The 20,033-nt window shown below is 64.8% G+C and carries 16 protein-coding genes, 1 tRNA gene and 1 pseudogene; 8 read left to right on the top strand and 10 right to left on the bottom strand.

All coding sequences use genetic code 11. The annotated features are described in order from the left end of the window. The first annotated feature begins 56 nt into the window (after positions 1 to 56). Genes egtA through egtD form a run of 4 tightly spaced genes read left to right on the top strand, consistent with a single transcriptional unit; the run spans position 57 to position 4,330 of the window. Positions 57 to 1,313, top strand: a complete 1,257-nt coding sequence (gene egtA / locus AYK61_RS09515; RefSeq protein ID WP_121870620.1) for an ergothioneine biosynthesis glutamate--cysteine ligase EgtA — start codon at positions 57 to 59, stop codon at positions 1,311 to 1,313. Beyond that, positions 1,310 to 2,614, top strand: a complete 1,305-nt coding sequence (gene egtB, locus AYK61_RS09510) for an ergothioneine biosynthesis protein EgtB (RefSeq protein WP_183130220.1) — start codon at positions 1,310 to 1,312, stop codon at positions 2,612 to 2,614. The genes egtA and egtB overlap by 4 nt, the downstream gene beginning before the upstream one ends. Beyond that, positions 2,615 to 3,352, top strand: coding sequence for an ergothioneine biosynthesis protein EgtC (gene egtC / locus AYK61_RS09505; protein WP_121870618.1), 738 nt, complete (start codon positions 2,615 to 2,617; stop codon positions 3,350 to 3,352). A 9-nt stretch (positions 3,353 to 3,361) separates the two neighbouring features. Next, positions 3,362 to 4,330, top strand: coding sequence for an L-histidine N(alpha)-methyltransferase (gene egtD, locus AYK61_RS09500; RefSeq protein ID WP_121870617.1), 969 nt, complete (start codon positions 3,362 to 3,364; stop codon positions 4,328 to 4,330). Between the two features lie 112 nt (positions 4,331 to 4,442). On the opposite strand, the gene AYK61_RS09495 is transcribed toward egtD, so the two are convergent. The 9 genes and pseudogenes from AYK61_RS09495 to AYK61_RS09455 all read right to left on the bottom strand — a co-directional run bounded on the left by AYK61_RS09495 (position 4,443) and on the right by AYK61_RS09455 (position 12,870). Continuing rightward, positions 4,443 to 5,300, bottom strand: a complete 858-nt coding sequence (locus AYK61_RS09495; protein ID WP_121870616.1) for a DUF559 domain-containing protein — start codon at positions 5,298 to 5,300, stop codon at positions 4,443 to 4,445. A 194-nt stretch (positions 5,301 to 5,494) separates the two neighbouring features. Beyond that, positions 5,495 to 6,874, bottom strand: coding sequence for an ABC transporter permease (locus AYK61_RS09490; RefSeq protein ID WP_121870615.1), 1,380 nt, complete (start codon positions 6,872 to 6,874; stop codon positions 5,495 to 5,497). After that, positions 6,871 to 7,659, bottom strand: a complete 789-nt coding sequence (locus AYK61_RS09485) for an ABC transporter ATP-binding protein (RefSeq protein WP_121870614.1) — start codon at positions 7,657 to 7,659, stop codon at positions 6,871 to 6,873. The genes AYK61_RS09490 and AYK61_RS09485 overlap by 4 nt, the downstream gene beginning before the upstream one ends. 81 nt (positions 7,660 to 7,740) lie before the next feature. Further along, positions 7,741 to 8,400: a response regulator transcription factor gene (locus tag AYK61_RS09480; protein ID WP_121870613.1), complete on the bottom strand. Its 660-nt coding sequence runs from the start codon at positions 8,398 to 8,400 to the stop codon at positions 7,741 to 7,743. Between the two features lie 354 nt (positions 8,401 to 8,754). Next, positions 8,755 to 8,871, bottom strand: a pseudogene (locus AYK61_RS27785) (histidine kinase); the annotation flags it as partial. Between the two features lie 621 nt (positions 8,872 to 9,492). Continuing rightward, positions 9,493 to 10,122: a hypothetical protein gene (locus tag AYK61_RS09470; RefSeq protein ID WP_231893907.1), complete on the bottom strand. Its 630-nt coding sequence runs from the start codon at positions 10,120 to 10,122 to the stop codon at positions 9,493 to 9,495. Positions 10,123 to 10,294: 172 nt separating this feature from the next. After that, positions 10,295 to 11,278: a ribose-phosphate diphosphokinase gene (locus AYK61_RS09465; RefSeq protein ID WP_121870612.1), complete on the bottom strand. Its 984-nt coding sequence runs from the start codon at positions 11,276 to 11,278 to the stop codon at positions 10,295 to 10,297. Next, on the bottom strand, positions 11,275 to 12,747 hold the full coding sequence (gene glmU / locus AYK61_RS09460; protein ID WP_094670508.1) for a bifunctional UDP-N-acetylglucosamine diphosphorylase/glucosamine-1-phosphate N-acetyltransferase GlmU: 1,473 nt from the start codon (positions 12,745 to 12,747) through the stop codon (positions 11,275 to 11,277). The genes AYK61_RS09465 and glmU overlap by 4 nt, the downstream gene beginning before the upstream one ends. 52 nt (positions 12,748 to 12,799) lie before the next feature. Further along, positions 12,800 to 12,870, bottom strand: a tRNA-Gln gene (locus AYK61_RS09455). A gap of 286 nt (positions 12,871 to 13,156) precedes the next feature. Between AYK61_RS09455 and AYK61_RS09450 the strand changes: the two genes are divergently transcribed. Together AYK61_RS09450 and AYK61_RS09445 are read left to right on the top strand one after the other, a co-directional pair. Then, positions 13,157 to 13,795, top strand: a complete 639-nt coding sequence (locus AYK61_RS09450; RefSeq protein WP_094613864.1) for a TetR/AcrR family transcriptional regulator — start codon at positions 13,157 to 13,159, stop codon at positions 13,793 to 13,795. A 189-nt stretch (positions 13,796 to 13,984) separates the two neighbouring features. After that, positions 13,985 to 14,629, top strand: a complete 645-nt coding sequence (locus AYK61_RS09445) for a ScbR family autoregulator-binding transcription factor (protein ID WP_068049844.1) — start codon at positions 13,985 to 13,987, stop codon at positions 14,627 to 14,629. Position 14,630: 1 nt separating this feature from the next. On the opposite strand, the gene AYK61_RS09440 is transcribed toward AYK61_RS09445, so the two are convergent. Then, entirely contained in the window at positions 14,631 to 15,611 is a 981-nt protein-coding gene (locus AYK61_RS09440; protein WP_121870611.1) for an alpha/beta fold hydrolase, read from the bottom strand. A gap of 55 nt (positions 15,612 to 15,666) precedes the next feature. On the opposite strand from AYK61_RS09440, the gene AYK61_RS09435 reads away from it, so the two are divergent. Together AYK61_RS09435 and mfd are read left to right on the top strand one after the other, a co-directional pair. Next, positions 15,667 to 16,236 (top strand): TetR/AcrR family transcriptional regulator, encoded by a 570-nt coding sequence (locus tag AYK61_RS09435; RefSeq protein ID WP_121870610.1) that lies wholly within the window; start codon positions 15,667 to 15,669, stop codon positions 16,234 to 16,236. A gap of 217 nt (positions 16,237 to 16,453) precedes the next feature. Beyond that, positions 16,454 to 20,032: a transcription-repair coupling factor gene (gene mfd / locus AYK61_RS09430; RefSeq protein WP_259468175.1), complete on the top strand. Its 3,579-nt coding sequence runs from the start codon at positions 16,454 to 16,456 to the stop codon at positions 20,030 to 20,032. Position 20,033 lies beyond the last annotated feature (1 nt).

The following is a 20,033-nucleotide window of genomic DNA, read 5'->3' as shown; positions in this document are numbered from 1 at the left end:
CGCAGCTGGGTACGTTCGGTAGCGAAGAACGTGTTGAGTGCGGAAAGAAGGAATGAGTGTCGTCCAACGAGAAGTCTCTCGGGCTGAGCTCGCGCCCGGCAGCAGAGGCATACGTGTCGAAGGTGTGTTTCAAACTGGGGCCACCGGCTCTCATCGGTGCCGAACTCGAGTGGCTCACCGCTCTCGACGACGGAACCCGCCCGACCCTCTCTGCTCTGGCCGCTGCGCTCGGTGTTCACTCCCCGCGCAGTATCGATCCCGAATCACCCGCCCTGACATTGCCGGGCGGCAGCATCGTCACCGTCGAACCCGGCGGTCAGGTCGAATTGTCCAGTTCGCCTTATATATCCGTTTCCCAACTCGCACCGATGCTCGACGCCGATGCGCGGCTGCTGCGGGATATTCTCGGCAATGCCGGCATAGACATCGCATCCGTTCCGGCCGATACCGCTCGGGCACCCGAACGCCTCCTCGTCCTACCGCGGTACTGCGCGATGGAGAATCGGTTCACCACCATCGGCCCCTTCGGGAAGTTGATGATGTGCAACACCGCTGCGGCTCAGGTGAGCGTCGATGCGGGACGTGATCAGGCCGAGGTCGCCGCCCGCTGGCACATGCTCCACGTCATCGGCCCTGCCTTCGTGGCCGCGTTCGCGCGCTCTCCCGAGCTCGCCGGTGCGCCTGCGGGAAACTGGACATCGCAGCGGATGCGCACCTGGCTCGAACTCGACTCCAGCAGAACCGATTCCAGTAGAACTGCGGTTCCGAACACTGGCGACCCGATCGCCGACTACGCACGCTGGGCACTCGACGTTCCACTGCTCTGCATCCAAGGCGTCACCCAGAACTGGGAAGCGCCTGCGGGCACCACATTCGCTCAGTGGTTGGACGATCCCGACCTTGTCGGACGAGCGCCGACCTCCAGTGATCTCGACTATCACCTGACCACCCTGTTCCCCCAGGTGCGAGCCTGCGGGCACCTCGAGATTCGGTACCTCGACGCGCAGCCGGACGGTCAGTGGGTGGTTCCGGCGGCGGCATTCGAGGCGCTGCTGTCCACACCCGAACTGGTGGCCCGCGCCACCGAGATCGGCGGCGGGACGGCCGGACGGTGGCTCGACGCGGCCCGCGTCGGGCTGGCGGACGGTGATTTACGCACGGCCGCAACCGAATTGCTCGACCTCGCAGCGGCGGTCGGTGGCGAGTACTCCGAGCACCTGTCGGCGGCATCTCGCCGGTGCAGTGCGGGTGAGCCCCCCAGTGAGTTCGACGCGGCGACACGGGAATTTCAGACTCGAAAGGAATCGGTGTGAGCGCCGAACAACTCAGGAGCAGGATCGAAACGGTCCTCACTCGCAGTCGTGCCCGAAGTGCAGCACTCACCGACTGCGTGGACGAGACCGAACTGATGGCGCAGCATTCGCCGTTGATGAGTCCGCTGGTCTGGGATCTCGCACACATCGGTAGCCAGGAAGAACTCTGGCTCGTGCGCGACGTCGGTGGCCGTGACCCCGTCCGTCCCGACATCGACGAGCTGTACGACGCGTTCAAGCATTCGCGTTCTTCACGTACGTCGCTTCCGCTGCTCACTCCGGACGAGGCGCGCGTCTACGTCCAGACCGTCCGCGACAAGGCCTGGGATGTGCTCGACCGCAGCACTTTCGAGGGTAGGCCGGTGGAGAAGCACGGATTCGCGTTCGGCATGATCGCCCAGCACGAGCAGCAGCACGACGAGACAATGCTCGCCACTCATCAATTGCGTTCGGGGCCTGCGGTTCTGACGGCTCCTGCTCCGCCGGCCTCGGTGGTACCGGTGTCGGGTGAGGCCGTCATTGCGGGTGGCCCGTTCTCGATGGGGACCTCGCTCGACCCGTGGGCACTGGACAACGAGCGACCGGCTCATGCCGTGCACGTGCCCACCTTCGCCATAGACCGAGCCCCGATCACCAACGCGCAGTTCATGGACTTCATGGCTGACGGCGGTTACGAACGCCGTGAACTGTGGACCGAGAAGGGGTGGCAGCATCGCGTCGACGCGAACCTGACCGCACCGCAGTTCTGGGAGTCCGACTCCGATGGCACCTGGTGGCGTCGCAGCTTCGGCGCGAGTAAACCGGTGCGCCCGCATCAGCCCGTGGTGCACGTGTGCTGGTTCGAGGCCGACGCCTACGCCCGCTGGGCAGGCAAACGTCTGCCGACGGAGGCCGAGTGGGAGAAGGCCGCGCGATTCGACGTCGACACTCGCACCAGCAACGCGTACCCGTGGGGCGACGCCGAACCCACTGCCGCACATGCCAATCTGAACCAGCGGCATCTCGAACCGGCGGACGTGGGCGCGTATCCCGACGGTGCCTCCTCGGCCGGTGTGCATCACCTGATCGGTGACGTGTGGGAGTGGACCTCCTCGGATTTCGAGCCGTACCCCGGGTTCGAGGCGTTCCCGTACGCCGAGTACTCCGAGGTGTTTCTCCGCGGCGACTACAAGGTGTTGCGCGGCGGCTCGTTCGGCACCGACGAGGTGGCGTGTCGAGGCACGTTCCGCAACTGGGACCACCCGATCCGCCGCCAGATCTTCAGCGGATTCCGGTTGGCCCGCGACGTCGAGCCCAGCTGAATGTGCCGTCATCTGGGGTATCTGGGCGCTGCCACCTCTGTCGGATCGCTGCTGACGCAAGGTGATCATTCTCTGCGCACCCAGTCCTTCGCACCGAACGACATGCGCGGTGGAGGGACCATCAACGCCGACGGCTTCGGCGTCGCATGGTGGCAGGACGGTTCGGTGCGCAGCTACCGCAATCCGATGCCCATCTGGACCGATCCGGCGGTGGACGATGTTCTGCCGCAGGTGCGCTCGACGTCGGTGATCGCGGCAGTGCGATCGGCAACTGTCGGCATGCCGGTGGAACGCAGTGCCTGCGCCCCGTTCACCGACGACCGATGGGCGTTCAGTCACAACGGTGTGGTGTTCGGCTGGCCGCAGTCGATGGTCGAATTGTGGTCGGAGGTACCGCCGATCGACGCGCTCGCGTTGCCCGCGCCCACCGATGCGGCCGGCCTGTGGGTCGTACTGCGGAACCTGTTGCGCACCCACGATCCCGAGACGGCATTGCGCGTGCTGGTCCGTAGGGTCCTCGCCATCTCGCCCAAGGCTCGCCTGAATTTTCTGCTGTCGGACGGCGAGAGCATGTACGCCACGGCGGTGCATCATTCGCTTTCGGTTCTGCGGACCGAGGATTCGGTGACGATCGCCTCCGAACCCCTCGACGATCGACCCGACTGGATTTCCATCGACGACCGACGCGTGGTCGTCGCCACGACAACCGATCTCACCATTTCCAGCCTGGAATCGTAAAGGAGCGTCATGAGCACAGTGGACGTACATCTGGCCGACACAGCATTGCTCGACGAGTTGCGCAAGGACGTGCGGGACGGTCTCACTGCCGACTCGAAGTGGCTCTCGCCCAAGTACTTCTACGACGCTCTGGGCAGCGAGCTGTTCGAGCAGATCACCGCTCTGCCCGAGTACTACCCGACGCGGACCGAGCGCGCCCTCCTCGAGGAGCATGCTCTGGACATCGCGGAGGCAACCGAATCCACCATGTTGATCGAGCTCGGTTCGGGCTCGTCGGAGAAGACGAAGTTGCTGCTCTCCGCCGGAGTCAAGCACGGATCACTGAGAACGTATGTGCCACAGGATGTATCCATCTCGGCGCTCGAGGGCGCTATCGAGCAGATCGCGCAGGAATTCCCCGCGCTCGAGGTGCACGGCATCGTCAGCGATTTCACCGACACTCTGCACAATCTGCCGGGCGGCGACGGCCGGACGATCGCATTTCTCGGCGGTACCCTGGGCAACCTCATTCCCGAGGAGCGCGAGGAATTTTTGAAAGCAGTAGCCGACGCGCTCGATCCGGGCGAGTATCTGTTGCTCGGTGTCGGTTTGGTCATCGACCCGGACGTGCTCGTTCCGGCGTACGACGACGCTGCCGGGGTGACTGCGAAGTTCAATCGAAACGTGTTGTCGGTGATCAACTCTCGCCTGGGTGGCAACTTCGATCCCGATGCTTTCGAGCATGTCGCGCTGTGGAATGCCGAGCAGGAGTGGATCGAGATGCGACTGCGGGCCACATCGTCGCAGGAGGTGTACCTCGCCGACCTCGATCTGCACGTGCATTTCGAGGCAGGCGAAGAACTCCGCACCGAGATCTCGGCGAAGTTCCGACCGGACGGCATCACCGAAGAACTGGCGGCAGCGGGATTCGGCGTCGAGCATCTGTGGTCCGACGCGGATTCCCGATTTGCGCTCATTCTTGCTCGGAAGGGCGAGTAGCGACCCACTCGGCCTTACAGAGTGGGCACCATTGCACGCTACGACCGCCGGTCGACGGAATCCCGTCGATCGGCGACGGTAGTGCGCAGCCCTGCCCGGTGCTGCCGTGTGTTCAGGGCAGTCGACGGTCCGTTGCCGCGATCGACTTACGGCGACGCCGCACCACGGTGATGATTTCGTCCACGACGCGATCGAGGTCCGCAAGCGCCGTGGCCGCCGAGTATCGCAGTACCAACCATCCATCGAGCACCAACTCGTTCTGGCGTCGACGATCGTTGTTGAACGTCGCGGGATCCGTATGGAACTCTCGTCCGTCGATCTCGACGATGACTCGTGCAGAAAAGTCGACCAGGTCGCCGTAGAACTTCCCCACGCGCGCATTGATCTCCATCGTGAAGTTTCGAGCAGTCAACGCCCGTGCCACCACGCGCTCCGGCTCGGATCGTGTTCTTGGGCAGCATGTTCGAAGCTGCTTCCGAACGGCAGCCATCCCGTGCATTCCTTTCGCCGTGTCACACAGTGCAGCGACCCGTCGCCATGGCAGATGATGGTCGATGGCGTTGTCGAAGAACTTCTCGAGATCGGGCGTCGACAACGAGGTCGCGACGTCGACGAATGTCTGCTCCAGTGACACGACTCGCAGGCCTCGGTGAAGCTGGACCTCGACGAGGCGTCGGCGATGAATTCGAATCCAAGCCACCGACCTCGACTGGACGTTCGGGGCCACAGTGACAGAGACCAGACGCGGTTCATAGTCGATCAATCCCCACAACCAGGCCGCACTTTCGTGGCTCAGTGTGGCATCCGGCCTCCACAGAGTCGCACCGGTGCACAGTCCGAAGTAGTCCGGTTTCTCCGTCGCGTAGACCTTCGGCAGCAGTCGCACGAGTTCTCCCGACTGCGCCCGCCTCGAAATCGTGCTCGTACTGAGCCCTTGCGCCACCAATTGCTGCACTGTGTAAACCCCCATCGCTACAGCGTTGCCGGTGTCGAGCCCGTGCAACAGTGGCAATCTCGCAACTGTGGATAACCGATGACGTAATCCACAGGACTGCACGGCAGAGTGGGCACCACTGCACGCTACGACCGCCGATCGACGGAATCCCGTCGATCGGCGTCGGTAGTGCGCAACCCTGCCCGTACAGCCGGCCCGAAGCCTCGCGATCAGGCATCCGCCAACGCGACCACCGGCGAAATTTGATTCGCTCGTCGTGCCGGAGTCAGTGAGGCACCGAGCGCGAGGAGTCCGCCGCACAGCACGGTTCCGGCGATCACAGCCCACGGAAGAGTGGGGGCAGTGAGCCCGCGAGAATCCAGTGAGCCGAGCAGCGATTGTGCTGCAGCCCAGCCGTATCCGATGCCGAGAATCAGACCGAAGCCCATCGACGCGACCACCATCTGGCTGCTCTCCGAGACGATCATCGCCCGAATCTGCTTGCGGGTGAATCCGAGTGCCCGCAACAGGCCGATCTCTCGGGTGCGCTGCAGAATGCTCAGCAGGAGGTTGTTCACCATCCCGACCGCCGCGATGACGGCCGAGAACCCGATCAGTCCGGTCATGATTCCCACCGTCACGGTGAGTACCTGGTCGACGGAGGCTTCGTCGTACTCGTTGACGAGCATCGACCGGTAGCTGTACATCGCGACGGCGAACGTGGTCACCAACGTGACCCCGATCAGCAATCCCACCGCGGTGCGGGTGCTGCGATCCGGATAGCGAATTGCGTTGGCCGAGGCCAATCTCGCCGCAGGTCCGCGGCCGAACAGTCTCCCGACCATCCTCAGCGTCGCGGGCAGAATTCGATAGGCACCGACCACGATGCCGGTGAACGATGCGACACCGCCGAGGAACGCGACCAGAACGCCGGTCGGGTTCACCATCCCGATCAGGATCCCGAGCCCGAGCAACGCCACTCCGCCTGCGATCAGCACGATCGACAGCGCCGTCCTGACACGACGCGACTGCGGAGCCTCCACTCCCGTGTCCACTGCGCCTCCCGTCGCCTGAACAGGCGTCACGTCCAACACCTTTCGAGACCCGACGTACGACGCGAGGGTCGTCGTCAACACCACGATGACGACCGGTAGGATCACCAGCGGTTGAACGGTCGTGTACGCCACATCCGGCAGTTGACCGGCCGAGACCGCGACCGCCCGCGCGAGGTGACTGGCACCGATTCCGAGAACCGAACCGACTGCACCACCGAACAATCCGACGAGGAAGCCTTCCCTGGCCACCGACCGTCGTAGGTCACGCGCCCGGGCACCCAGTAGTCGAAGAAGGGCAATGGTGCGGGTGCGTCCGGCGACGATGGTCGCGAACGTGTTCGAGGTGACCACCGCCGCGACGTACAGTGCGAGACCGATGAACACCAGGGCCACGCTGTACAGCGCAGTGACGGCTGCACCGTCGGTATCCCCGAAGATGTCGACCAGGAACGCCGTCGCCTGAATCAACACCACACCGAAGAACGACGCCAACGAGGTCACCAGAATGCTGGCACCGTGCTCCTTCGACGCCTGAGCAGAAGTCAACGCACTCATCGGACTGCCCCTCTCAGGTCGTTCCTGCCGGCTCCACTCCCGGCCTCCATCCCCAGCATGTAACTCGAAATCTGTTCTGCCGTGGAACGTCCCAGTTCGTTGACGATGCGCCCGTCGGCGAGGAAGACGATGCGATCGGCGTAACTGGCCGCGATGGGATCGTGCGTGACCATCACGATCGACTGGCCGTACTCGCGCACCGCTGCGGCGAGCAGGCCGAGAACCTCACGGCCGGTGCGGGAATCGAGGTTGCCGGTGGGTTCGTCGGCAAAGATGAGATGCGGCCGCGTACCCAGTGCCCGGGCGATCGCGACACGCTGCTGCTGCCCACCCGAGAGCTGATGCGGGCGGTGGTTCACCCGCCCCTGCAATCCCAGAGTGTCGATCAGCTGCTCTATCCAGGCCGCCTCCTCGGCGGTGGGTGCGCGGCCGTCGAGCTCGAACGGCAGCAGTATGTTGCCCCGAACATCGAGGGTGGGAACAAGATTGAACGACTGGAAGATGAAGCCGACCTGCGTGCGGCGCAGCGTTGTCAGTGCGTCGTCGTTGGCCGCTGTGATGTCGGCACCGGCCAGCATCAGATGCCCGGAGCTGGCGTTGTCCAGTCCGGCCATCACATGCATCAGGGTCGATTTGCCGGAGCCGGACGGTCCCATGATGGCGGTGAACTGGCCGCCGTGAATGTCGAGAGAGACGTTGTCGAGGGCGCTCACCGGATTGGACGAGTCGCCGAAATGTTTGCTGACCTGAAATGCCCGGGCAACGGGGCCTGCTGTGATCGTCATGCCCACAACGCTATGAATTCGGCGGCCCCGAGTAATCAGGCGCGAGTCTTCGCCCCGTACATCTACAGGATGACTTCGGTGTCAGTCTCCGGTCAGTCCGTGCTCGAATGCGTAGACCACCAACTGCACCCGATCTCGCAGCGCAAGCTTGGCGAAGATGCGACTGATGTGCGTCTTCACGGTTGCCTCGCTCAAGAACTCGATGGCCGCAATCTCCGAGTTGCTCAAGCCACGCGCGGTGAGCCGGAAGAGCTCCTTCTCCCGTGCGGTGAGGGTGGCGAACTCGGCAGGGACCTTCGGCACCACCGGCGTCGGCGTGAAGTGCGCCAGCAGCCCCGTCGTCGCCGACGCGGCAATCACCGAGTTGCCCGCATGAACCGTCCGGATCGCCGCGAGCAGAAATTCCGGGTCCGCGTCCTTGAGCACGAATCCACTCGCTCCCGAACGAATCGCTCGCGCCGCGCTCTCGTCGAGATCGAATGTCGTGAGCACCAGAATCCGCGGTGGAGTATCGGACGCGGCCACGATCTGCTCGGTCGCGGCGATACCGTCGAGCACCGGCATCCGGACGTCCATGAGCATCACGTCGGGCCCTGCCGACGCGGCGAGCTCCACGGCTTCCTTGCCGTTGCCCGCCTCGCCGACGAACTCCAGATCGGGCTGCGAGGAGATGAGCATGCGAATGCCCGCTCGGAACAGCTGCTGATCGTCGACCAGAGCCACCTTGATTCGATCGGCCATCAGTTGATTCCCTTCGTGGACGAGCCGGCAGCAGGAAGCCAGGCAGTCACGGTCCACGACGAGCCGTCGCCGGACGCGGTGCACATGCCACCGGCGAGGCTGGCGCGTTCCTTCATGCCGGCGATTCCGTGGCCGCCCGATTCCCATGGCGAACGCACCGAGGACACACTGTTGCGCACCGGCACCCAACGACACCGATGTGGTGTCGATCGAGGAGTCGATGGTCAGTCCGGTCGCGCGCACTTGGTCGAACAGGCGCTCGAGATCGTCGGGTGTCGGGTTCGGTAGATCGCCCTGACTGTGCCGAAGCTGTCCGAGCAACACCCGAACGTCGGAGAGTGCCTCGCGCGCGGTGTCGGAGATGGTCGTCAGCGCAGTGTCGACGGCAGCGGGATCGACGGCGCGCACGTAGCGTGCACCGTCGGCCTGCGCGATCACCACGGCGAGCGAATGCGCCACGATGTCGTGCATGTCGCGAGCAATTCTGTTGCGCTCCTGCTCGATTGCCACTTCGTGTTCGGCGCGGGCCTGATGTACCTCGGCGAGCTCGCGCGCGTGTGCGGATTCGATGGCGGTGCGTCGGGCGTAGGCGAGGCGGCCCAGTGCCCAGGACAACCCGAGCATCGCCCACAGGCCGGCGAGGAGTAGGGCGAACTGCGCGAGTCGGGGTTCCTGGTAGCCCTCTTCCGTCGGCGGGCCGAACGGATTGCCGTCCACGAAAGCCAGATACAGCGCCGCGATCACTCCGCCGCCGACGGCCGACGCGAGCCCGAAGCGTCGAACGACGCTGTCGCCGTAGGCGGCCGAGCAGTACAGAATCGCGAATATTGCGGTGTCCGCAGAGAGGGGGAGCACCCCGCTGACCATCTGCACGACGGCCAGCAGCCAGGCGAGTACCAACGACAGTCGCGGTGAGCGGCGCCTCATGGCCAGCGCAACGCCGAATCCGACCAGCACACCCGCGCCGGGAGAACCGTAGGATCCGCTCAGCGTGGACGGCAGCAGGAGCAGAACGAAAACGACGGCGTAGGTGACATCGAGCACCTGCCGTGAGATCGAACGCTTGCGCAGCACTCGATCAGACTACGTGGATCAGTTGGTGCGGCGACGAGCCTTCTCGAGCGCGGCCAGAGTCGACAGGACAGTGGTGCGCTGCCGTTCGAGATCCTTCATGCGCGCACGTGCCGGCAGGCCCTGTACGCCGTCGAGCGCGCTGATCTGCTCGTCGACGGAGGTGAGCTGGCCGAGCAACTTCTGCACACGGGACTGCAGTTCGATCGCATCGATCCCGGTGACGCCGGCCTGCGACTTCTTCGTCGGTGCCTTCGCGGGCGTTCCGGACGTCGTGGAGGCCGGTGCGTTGCCCGCGGCAGCGGCCCTGGGGCGCAAGGCTTTGCGGACAGCGGCCGGATCGGGCAGCTTCTCGAGCCGAATGCGGTTGAGCACCTCACGCGCATCCCGAGCGGTGACGCGGTACTCGCGCTCCTCCTCGTCCTCGGACGCCAGCGTGCCGCCCAGGGGCCGCAGGCCGTACATCCCGATGAAGTGCTTGGCCTCGTCGATGACGGCTTCCTTCTCGCGGCACAGACCACAGCGCGGCTCGTTTCGGAAGTCCTCGACGCTGTCGGTGCTACCGCACCAGACGCACCCGCCCGGCGTCCATCGGGCAATTCTGACCGTAGTAGTTCCAGCCGGGCCGTGGGGAGAGTCTGCGTCGATCACGACGAGTCATCTTAGGTGACAACGAAACCCGCCCCGCACACCCCCGTCTCGCGAGCTGCAGGTTCCGGTCACGGACGTGACGTAGTTCATGCAGAGCGGACGGAGAGTGGGCGGGGCGGAGTGAAACAGACCCGAAGGTCGGCAGTGGAGCCTGCGGAGTGACCCGAAAAGGCTATGCGCTGCCGTTGAACAAGCTTGTGACGGAGCCGTTTTCGAAGACCTCGCGGATGGTGCGAGCCAGCAGCGGCGCGATCGAGAGCTCGGTCAGCGTTGCGAAGCGCTTCTCGTCGCTGATCGGCAGGGTGTTGGTGACGACGACTTCCTTGGCACCGCAGTTCGCGAGCCGCTCGGCGGCCGGGTGGGACAGAACTCCGTGGGTGGCGGCGATGACGACGTCACCGGCTCCGGCTTCCTTGAGCACCTTCACGGCACCGGCGATGGTGCCGCCGGTGTCGATCATGTCGTCGATGAGGATGCAGGTGCGGCCTTCGACGTCACCGACGACGCGGTTGGACTTGACCTGGTTGGGCACCAACGGGTCACGTGTCTTGTGGATGAACGCCAGCGGCGCACCGTCGAACGAGTCGGCCCACTTCTCGGCGACGCGCACGCGGCCGGAGTCGGGGGAGACCACGGTGATGTGCTCGAGGCTGTAGGTCGCCCGGATGTGATCGGCGAGCTGGCTGTGTGCGTGCATGTGATCGACGGGGCCGTCGAAGAAGCCCTGGATCTGATCGGTGTGCAGGTCGACGGTGATGATGCGGTCGGCACCGGCGGTCTTGAGCAGATCCGCGACCAGACGAGCGGAGATGGGCTCGCGTCCCCGGTGCTTCTTGTCCTGACGCGCGTACGGGTAGAACGGCAGGATCGCGGTGATGCGCTTGGCCGATCCGCGCTTGAGCGCGTCGATCATGATGAGCTGTTCCATCAGCCACGTGTTGAGCGGGAACGGATGCGACTGCAGCACGAAGGCGTCCGATCCGCGGACCGACTCCTCGAAGCGAACGAAGATCTCGCCGTTGGCGAAGTCACGCGCGGTCTGCGGGGTGACGTCGATCCCGAGTTCCTTGGCGACCTGCTCGGCCAACTCCGGATGTGCTCGACCAGAAAACAACATCAGGTTCTTCTGGTTGTCGATCCAATTAGGGGTGGTCACTGCTCTTCGCCGTCCTTTTGTTCTTGCCGATCACGATCTGCGAGCGCCGCTGCTTTCGCAGCTTCGGTTCCGGGCCTGTTGTCGATGACCCAGCCTTCGATATTGCGTTGCTTGCCACCGGAGACGGCCAGCGCGCCGGGAGGAACATCGTCCCGAACCACTGTTCCTGCACCGGTGTAAGCGCCGTCGCCCACATGAACGGGAGCGACGAACGTCGAGTCGGAACCGGTCCGCACATGGGATCCGATTTCCGTGCGGCTCTTGTTGACGCCGTCGTAGTTGGCGAAGACGTTGGAGCAACCGATGTTGCTGTGGTCGCCGATCGTGGCATCGCCGACGTAGGTGAGGTGCGGGACCTTGGTGTTGCGGCCGATCGTCGCGTTCTTGGTCTCCACGTAGGCACCGAGTTTGCCGCCCTCGCCCAGGACCGTGCCGGGACGCAGGTAGGTGAACGGTCCGACTGTGGCATCCGGTCCGATCACGGCCTGCTCGGCGTGGGTGCGCACGACCGACGCGCGCTCGCCGATCTCGACGTCACGCAGGGTCGAGTCCGGTCCGACGACCGCGTCGTCGGCGATGTGGGTCTTGCCGTGGAGCTGGACGCCGGGTTCGATGCGGACGTCCGCGCCGAGGGTGACGTCGATGTCGATCCAGGTGGTCGACGGATCGACGACGGTGACGCCTGCCCGCATGTGTCGTTCGACGATGTGACGGTTCAACACGGAGGTGACGTGCGCCAGCTGGACGCGGTCGTTGACGCCCACCACCAGATCGGGATCGGCGAGCTGGGTGCCGTAGACGGCTTTGCCGTCGGCCTTGCTGATCTTGACGACGTCGGTCAGATACAGCTCGTGCTGGGCGTTCGCGGTGCTGAGTTTGCCCAGGGCGGTACGCAGCGCCACGGCGTCGAACGCGTAGACGCCGGAGTTGACCTCACCGATCAGCACCTGGGCCGGGGTGGCGTCGGCGTGCTCGACGATCTCGGCCACCTCGCCGTCGTCGGTGCGGACGATACGGCCGTAGCCGTTGGCATCGTCCGGGACGAAGGTCAGCACCGTGGCGGCAGCGGGCCTGGGGGCGCTCAGGTGCTCGTCGAGCAGAGCTTTGAGAGTGTGGCCGTCGAGCAGGGGCACGTCGGCGGCGGTGACGAGGATCGTGCCCTCGAAGTCGTCGGGCAGGGCGGCCAGGCCGCACTGGACGGCATGTCCGGTGCCGAGCTGGCGATCCTGGACTGCGGTGTGAATCGTGCGCCCGAAGGTGGCCGCGAGGTCCTGGACGGCCTCGGTCACTCGTTCGCGATCGTGTCCGACGACGGTCACCAGGTGGTCGGGACCCAGGTCGGCGGCCGCGTGGAGGGCATGCGCGAGCATGGTGCGGCCGGCGAGGGGATGCAGAACTTTCGGAGTCTTCGACCGCATTCGGGTACCTGCACCCGCAGCGAGAACGACCACGGCGGTCTGCACAGGCATTGAGCTCCTCAGGCGGTAACGCGAAGACGGTATGCACGAATGATGTTGCTCGCTCCGCCGCCAGGACTCGAACCTGAACTATCTGAACCAAAATCAGAGGTGCTGCCATTACACCACGGCGGATAAACGGCCAGCGGTCTCGCCAGTGGCCGACGAATCGAACGACTCATTCGTTTGCCGCTGCGCTCCCACTGAGCGCAACGATCCTCGCACGCGAGGTGGTGGTGAGTCGAACCGCGATGAAGATTCCGCCCTCCGGGTCGTTCCTGCAGGCTCCACTCCCGCCCTCCGGGTCGTCCTGCAGGCTCCACTCCCGCAGGGACAAACGGATGGATCGGACATCGTTAGTGTGGGGGAGGCGTCGATTCCGGCGTCGAAAATGCAGGGTCGGTAACGGGAGCGGTTTTCGATGACAGGCGCAGCCTCGGAGCAGGAACGCTCACCTCGAGTCCGAATGACAGGGACGCAGCGGCGCGAGCAGTTGATCGAGGTGGGGCGCACGCTGTTCGCCGAACGCGGGTACGAGGCCGCGTCGGTCGAGGAGATCGCCGGACGAGCGAACGTGTCCAAGCCGGTCGTCTACGAGCATTTCGGCGGTAAGGAAGGTCTCTACGCCGTCATCGTCGATCGGGAGATGTCGACGCTTCTCGGCATGATCACCAAATCACTCGACCTCAATCGCTCGCGGATTCGCGTCGAACGCGTCGCACTTGCACTGCTCACCTACATCGAGGACCGCACCGACGGTTTCCGCATTCTCGTGCGCGATTCCCCTGCGGCTGCCGAGGACGGCAAGTACTCGTCGTTGCTCAACGAGGCCATCGGTCGCGTCGGGCACATGCTGGCCGGGGATTTCTCACGCCGCGGACTCGATCCCGAGTTCGCGCCGATGTATGCCCAGGCGCTGGTCGGAATGGTGTCGATGACGGCGCAGTGGTGGCTCGACGTGCGGACACCGTCTAAAGAAGTGGTTGCGGCGCATGTGGTCAACCTGTGCTGGAACGGGCTGACGAATCTGGAGGCCGACCCTCGATTGACCGAGGAATGAGAACTCGGTTTCGTCTCTTCGCGGTTAAAGAGGGGGTATCGTCCCCTTTGTCGGTCATGAGAGCTGTGTCACACACGGCGTAAGGCTCGATCGGACCGATGCATGTTGGCACGAGACGTAAAGCAAGTCAGTGGTACCGTTCGGGCGTAATTTGCGCAGTGGCAGTTCAGAATTGCGAAGGCGGATCCCATGGTCAGGCAGGCCCGCGCTGAAATAACCCGCGACACCGTGCTCGCGGGCGCAGCGAACGTATTTCTGCGCCTGGGGTACGCGAACGCGAGTCTCAGCGAAATCATCTCTCAGTCGCAGGTCACCAAAGGCGCTCTGTACTTCCACTTCGGTTCCAAGGAAGAACTCGCACGTGCGGTCATCGACGAGGGCAATGCTCGGCTGACCACTGCGTGCATGCAGTTCAACGACGGTCGCATCCCCGCACTCGAGGCGGCGATCGGCATCTCCTACATCGTCGTCGACCTTTCGGTCAGCGATCCCATGGTCTCGGCCATGCTCCGGCTGAGCCATCAGATCGGCGATTACCGCGGCACCGAGGGCAACGTCATGGCCGGGTGGAGCGACTCGTTCGACAAGCTCGCCGCCAAGGCCATCGCGCAAGGCGACATCGACCCCAACTCGGACTCGCGCACCATCGGTTCGCTCGTGCTCGAGATCCTGGCCGGCGTGCACATGGTTGCGGTTGCCACCTCCACCACCGAGGAACTGCCGTCGCGCATGGAGCGTCTCTGGTACTACCTTCTCCCGGCTCTGGTCCCCGCCAACAAGCTGGACTACTTCCGCGAATTCGCAGCGCGTCGAGTCATCCGCTTCGGCCCGTAACTCACGAGTTCTTCGCAACGAAAGCCGCTACGTCGTCGCGCAGTCGATCCGGGTATTCACCGTTGATCGCATGTGAGGCGTCGGGATAGAGATGGACTGTCCCATCGGGCAGAGTTCTCTCGGCCGTGGTGGCGGCTTCCTCGGCGTCGTGCATCACCGACCTGCCCGCGATGATTGCCAGCACGGGCACGTCGAGTGTCGCGAGTTCCTTGTCGGTGATGCGCGTGGGCTGCGGCAGTTTCAGCGAGTAGCCCTGCATACCGGCTTCGATCATGTCTGCGATAGGAACGTCCTGGACCTCCGCGTCGCCTGCGGTATAGGAGTTGAAGCTGTCCCGCCAGGATTTCGGAAGCCACGGCACGGCCGCCGGTAGGGCGCGAATCGCAGTGCCCCAGGGAATGTCGGCGAAGGTCTGGGCCGGGTCTATCAGAGTGAGAGTGGCCAGGTGGGTGCTGTCGTGCACCGCCAGGTTCGTCGCGGTCCACCCGCCGATCGACAGCCCGACGAGATGGACCTGATCGGCGGGTAGCGCCTCGAGTGTCTGGTCGAGCCACGCAGCCTGGTCCTCGTCGCTGGAGATCGGCCGTTCCTGGATGCTCCGTCCCGGCTCGCCGAGCAGGTCGACGGTGTAGACGTCACCGATGGTCAGCAGGCCGGGCAGGTTGGCCGCCCAAACCGGCGTGCCCGAGGAACGGCCCGGCAGAAGGAGCAGCGGGTGGGTGGAGGTTCCCGTGCCATCGAACCGATACACGCGGACGACGCCGTAGTCGGTTCTGATGTCGAGCGTCTCCGCAGGATTCGGTAGATCTTCGAACGCGCGGTCGTAGGCGGCGAGGAATCTGTCCTCGCTCGCTGCGCTGTTCCAGTGGCCGACCGGTGAGGGCGACCGGAGTGCGAACGCGAGGGCGAGCGCGCCGACGGTCAATGCCCCGGCGGTGATCTTCAGGTATCGACGCCGTGTGCTCGCTGCTCGGACGTTCATTCGGGATCTCCTAACCGATCGGTAAGTAATTCAACCGTACGGTAGGCTGGCGAGCGTGGCAACGAGAGAACCGAGCTTCGTCGAGCGCGCGCGACGCGCTCAGCTGATCGACGTCACGATCGACGCGGTCGCCCGGCACGGGTATGCGAAGGTCTCGCTCGCGCGCATCGCGGACAGTGCCGGAATCACGAAAGCGGCTGTGCTGTATCACTTTCGGACCAAGGATGCGGTGATCGACGCGGCGTATCGATTCGTTCTCGCAGCGCTGGTCGAGGACGTGGCTGCCGCGGTCGAGGCCGTCGACGCGCGGAAGGGACCCGAGGCGTACGTGCGTGCGATGATCGGCCACCTACGCGATCACCCGACGCACACCCGGATGTTGGTCGAGGCGCTCGGCAACTCGGCTCTGGGGCACACCCCGGAAGACCGATGGCGTCCGTTGGCCGACCTCATCGACGCATCCGTCCGGGCTCGCGGGACGGCCGGCATCGATTCGCGCACCCTGGCCATCATCGTCGGCGGGGGAATCGATGCGATCGTCACCGAGCGCCTGCACGACCCGGAGTACGACTCGGCTGCTGCTGCCGAGTCTCTCGCGGCGATGTTGGACGCAGCTCTGAGGTAGTCCGTCGGCGTCTCCCGCCTGCCGGGCTGTCGGTGTGCTCCCATAGACTCGCTCAGGACTGTGCGTAAGCAGCCGTCGCCTCGAATCGCTTCTAGGAGCATTGCTGTTGTCTTCCGATTCTCTGCCTGCCATTTCTCCATCCGGGCCGGCCCCGATCGTTCCCGACGCGGCGCTGCAACTCTCGGGTCTGGCCAGCGTCGCGCTGACGGATTCGTCCATGGTGGCCGTCGCCGATGCGATCGGAACCGCCGAGCACACGCTCATCGGACCGCACTCGGTTCGCCCGTTCGTTGCCGCCGCGATCGCTCAGCACACGCAGCTGTTGATCGTCACCGCCACCGGACGTGAAGCGGACGATCTCACCGACGAACTGCGCCAGATCCTCGGCGGCGGCGTTGTCATGTTCCCGTCGTGGGAGACGCTTCCGCACGAGCGACTCTCACCGAGCGCCGACACCGTGGGCAAGCGGCTGGACGTACTCCGCCGGCTCGCTCGCCCCGGCGACACCGATTACGGCGATCCTCTGCGCGTCATCGTCACCACCGTCCGCTCGTTGGTGCAGCCGATGGCACCCGGTCTGGGCGAGATCGAACCCGTGACCCTGAAGGTCGGCCTGGACATCGACTTCGACGGCTTGATCCATCGACTCGTCGAGTTCGGCTACCTGCGCGTGGACATGGTCGGCAAGCGCGGTGAGTTCGCCGTCCGCGGCGGCATCCTCGACCTCTTCTCGCCGACGGCAGATCACCCGGTGCGTGTGGAATTCTGGGGCGACGAGATCACCGAGCTTCGCGCGTTCGCGGTCTCCGATCAGCGTTCGCTGCCCGATCACGAGGTCGATCTCGTCATCGCTCCGCCGTGCCGCGAGTTGCTTCTCACCCAGGAAGTTCGCGACCGCGCCGCGGTACTCGCAGCCGACAACGCCGGCGACACCGCGTTGGTCGAGATGCTCGACAAGCTGTCCGCCGGCGTCCCGGTCGAGGGCATGGAGGCGTTGCTGCCGCTGCTGCAGCCGGGTGAATTGCAGTTGCTCGCCGATACTCTCCCCGCAGGTACACACGTATTGCTCTGCGACCCCGAGCGAATCCGCACGCGCGCAACCGATCTGGTACGCACGGGCCAGGAGTTCCTCGAAGCATCCTGGACGGCAGCATCGATCGGTGGAGCTGCGCCGCTCGATACCTCCACCCTGGACACCTCCAGCCTCGAAGGTGCGTCACTGGATCTCGGTGCCTCGGCCTACCGTTCGCTGCGACAGGTTCGGGAGTCGGCTCAGGTGCACGGTCGGCCGTGGTGGACCATCAGCCCGTTGGCATCCGGAAACGGCGAAGAAGTCGAACTCGCCGTCGATTCGGTCCCGGAGGTCCGTGGGTCCGAGGAAGCACTGACGGCCCTGTTCGCCACGCTGCGAGCCCATATCGCCACCGGTGGTCGTGCGGTCATCTCGGTCGCGGGCGCCGGTACCGCCACCCGCATCATCGAACGCCTCGCCGAGGCCGAAGTGCCTGCGGCACATCTCGATTCCGGTGCGGTCCCGGTCGCCGACATCGTGAACGTCCTGTGTGGATCGTTGCACGACGGCCTGGTGTTCCCCGACGCCAAGCTCGTCGTCGTCACCGAAAGCGATCTCACCGGTAACCGCGTCGCCGCGGCGGGGGAGGGCCGCAAGCTTCCGGCCAAGCGTCGCAATCAGGTCGATCCGCTCGCGCTCGTCGCCGGCGACAGCGTCGTGCACGATCAGCACGGCATCGGTCGATTCGTCGAGATGGTCGAACGCACCATCGGTGGTGCTCGACGCGAATACCTCGTCGTCGAGTACGCACCCAGCAAGCGCGGCCATCCTGGAGACCGACTCTTCGTCCCGATGGACTCGCTCGATCAGCTCTCGCGTTACGTCGGCGGCGAGCTGCCGTCTCTGAGCAAGCTCGGCGGATCCGACTGGGCCAACACCAAACGCAAGGCGCGCAAGGCAGTTCGCGAGATCGCCGGCGAGCTGGTGCAGCTGTACGCGGCTCGTCAGGCAGCTCCCGGGCATGCCTTCGGACCCGACACCCCGTGGCAGCTCGAGATGGAAGATGCGTTCGGATTCACCGAGACGGTCGACCAGATGACGGCCATCACCGACGTCAAGGCCGACATGGAGAAGGCGGTTCCGATGGACCGCGTCATTCTCGGTGACGTCGGCTACGGCAAGACCGAGATCGCGGTTCGCGCCGCATTCAAGGCGGTGCAGGACGGCAAGCAGGTCGCCGTGCTGGTGCCGACAACACTTCTGGCGCAACAGCATCTGCAGACCTTCACTGCTCGCATGGCGTCGTTCCCGGTGACCGTCAAGGGGCTCTCGCGCTTCACTCACGGCTCCGAATCCAAAGAGGTCATGGCGGGGCTGGCCGACGGTACGGTCGACATCGTCGTCGGTACGCACCGGTTGTTGCAGACCGGTGTCGCTTGGAAGGACCTCGGGTTGGTCATCGTCGACGAGGAGCAGCGCTTCGGCGTCGAGCACAAGGAGCACATCAAGTCGCTCCGAACCCACGTCGACGTCCTGACGATGTCTGCGACTCCTATTCCGCGAACGCTCGAGATGAGCCTCGCCGGCATCCGCGAGATGTCGACCATCCTCACTCCGCCCGAGGAGCGGCACCCGGTGCTCACCTACGTGGGCGCGTACAACGACAAGCAGGTCGCCGCGGCCATCAGGCGTGAGCTGCTGCGTGACGGCCAGGTGTTCTTCGTGCACAACCGAGTCAGCTCGATCGACAAGGCCGCCAAGAAGATTCGCGATCTGGTCCCGGAGGCCAGGGTGGCGACGGCGCACGGTCAGATGAACGAGGAAACACTCGAGCGCACCGTGCAAGGGTTCTGGCAGCGCGAGACCGACGTCCTGGTGTGTACCACCATCATCGAGACCGGCCTCGACATCTCCAACGCCAACACCCTGATCGTGGAGCGGTCCGATTCGCTCGGCCTGTCCCAGTTGCATCAGCTGCGCGGTCGAGTGGGCCGTAGCCGCGAGCGTGGCTACGCGTACTTCCTGTACCCGCCCGAGAAGCCGCTCACCGAAACGGCCTACGACCGATTGGCGACCATCTCGCAGAACTCCGACCTCGGTGCCGGTATGGCGGTGGCGATGAAGGACCTCGAAATCCGCGGTGCCGGAAACGTTCTGGGAGCAGAGCAGTCCGGTCACGTCGCGGGCGTCGGATTCGACCTTTACGTGCGGCTCGTCGGTGAAGCAGTCGAGGCGTACCGCGCGGCCGCCGACGGAAAGCCCATCACCACCGACGAAGCCCCCAAGGAAGTGCGCATCGACCTTCCCGTCGACGCCAACATCCCACCGGACTACGTCACCAGCGATCGGTTGCGCCTCGAGGGTTACCGAAAGCTCGCTGCGGCAGCCGATTCCGAGGGCATCGACGCGGTCATCGAAGAACTCGTCGACCGATACGGTCCGCTGCCCGAGGAGGTCGGCCGCCTGGTCTCCATCGCCAAGCTGCGGCTTATCGCGAAGGAATACGGCCTGACCGACGTCAATGTTGCCGGAACACAGGTGAAGCTGGCTCCGATGGACCTGCCCGACTCCAAGCAGATCCGCCTCAAGCGGCTCTACCCGAGCGCTGCCTATCGGGCCACCACCGGTGTGGTGCAGTTGCCGCTGCCGCGCGTCGAAGGCGGCGGCGTGGGGGCGGCGCGCGTACGCGACGTCGAATTGGTGCAGTTCATCGCCGATCTCATCCTATCCTTGGACGGTAAGCCATCTCGGTCGGTGTTGTTGGAGCAAACAGTGGGGGTGTAGC

The sequence above is a fragment of the Rhodococcus sp. SBT000017 genome, assembly GCF_003688915.1.
GTDB lineage: Bacteria > Actinomycetota > Actinomycetes > Mycobacteriales > Mycobacteriaceae > Rhodococcoides.
The sequence above is the reverse complement of the archived record's forward strand: the minus strand, read 5'-3'. Positions and strand labels throughout refer to the sequence as shown.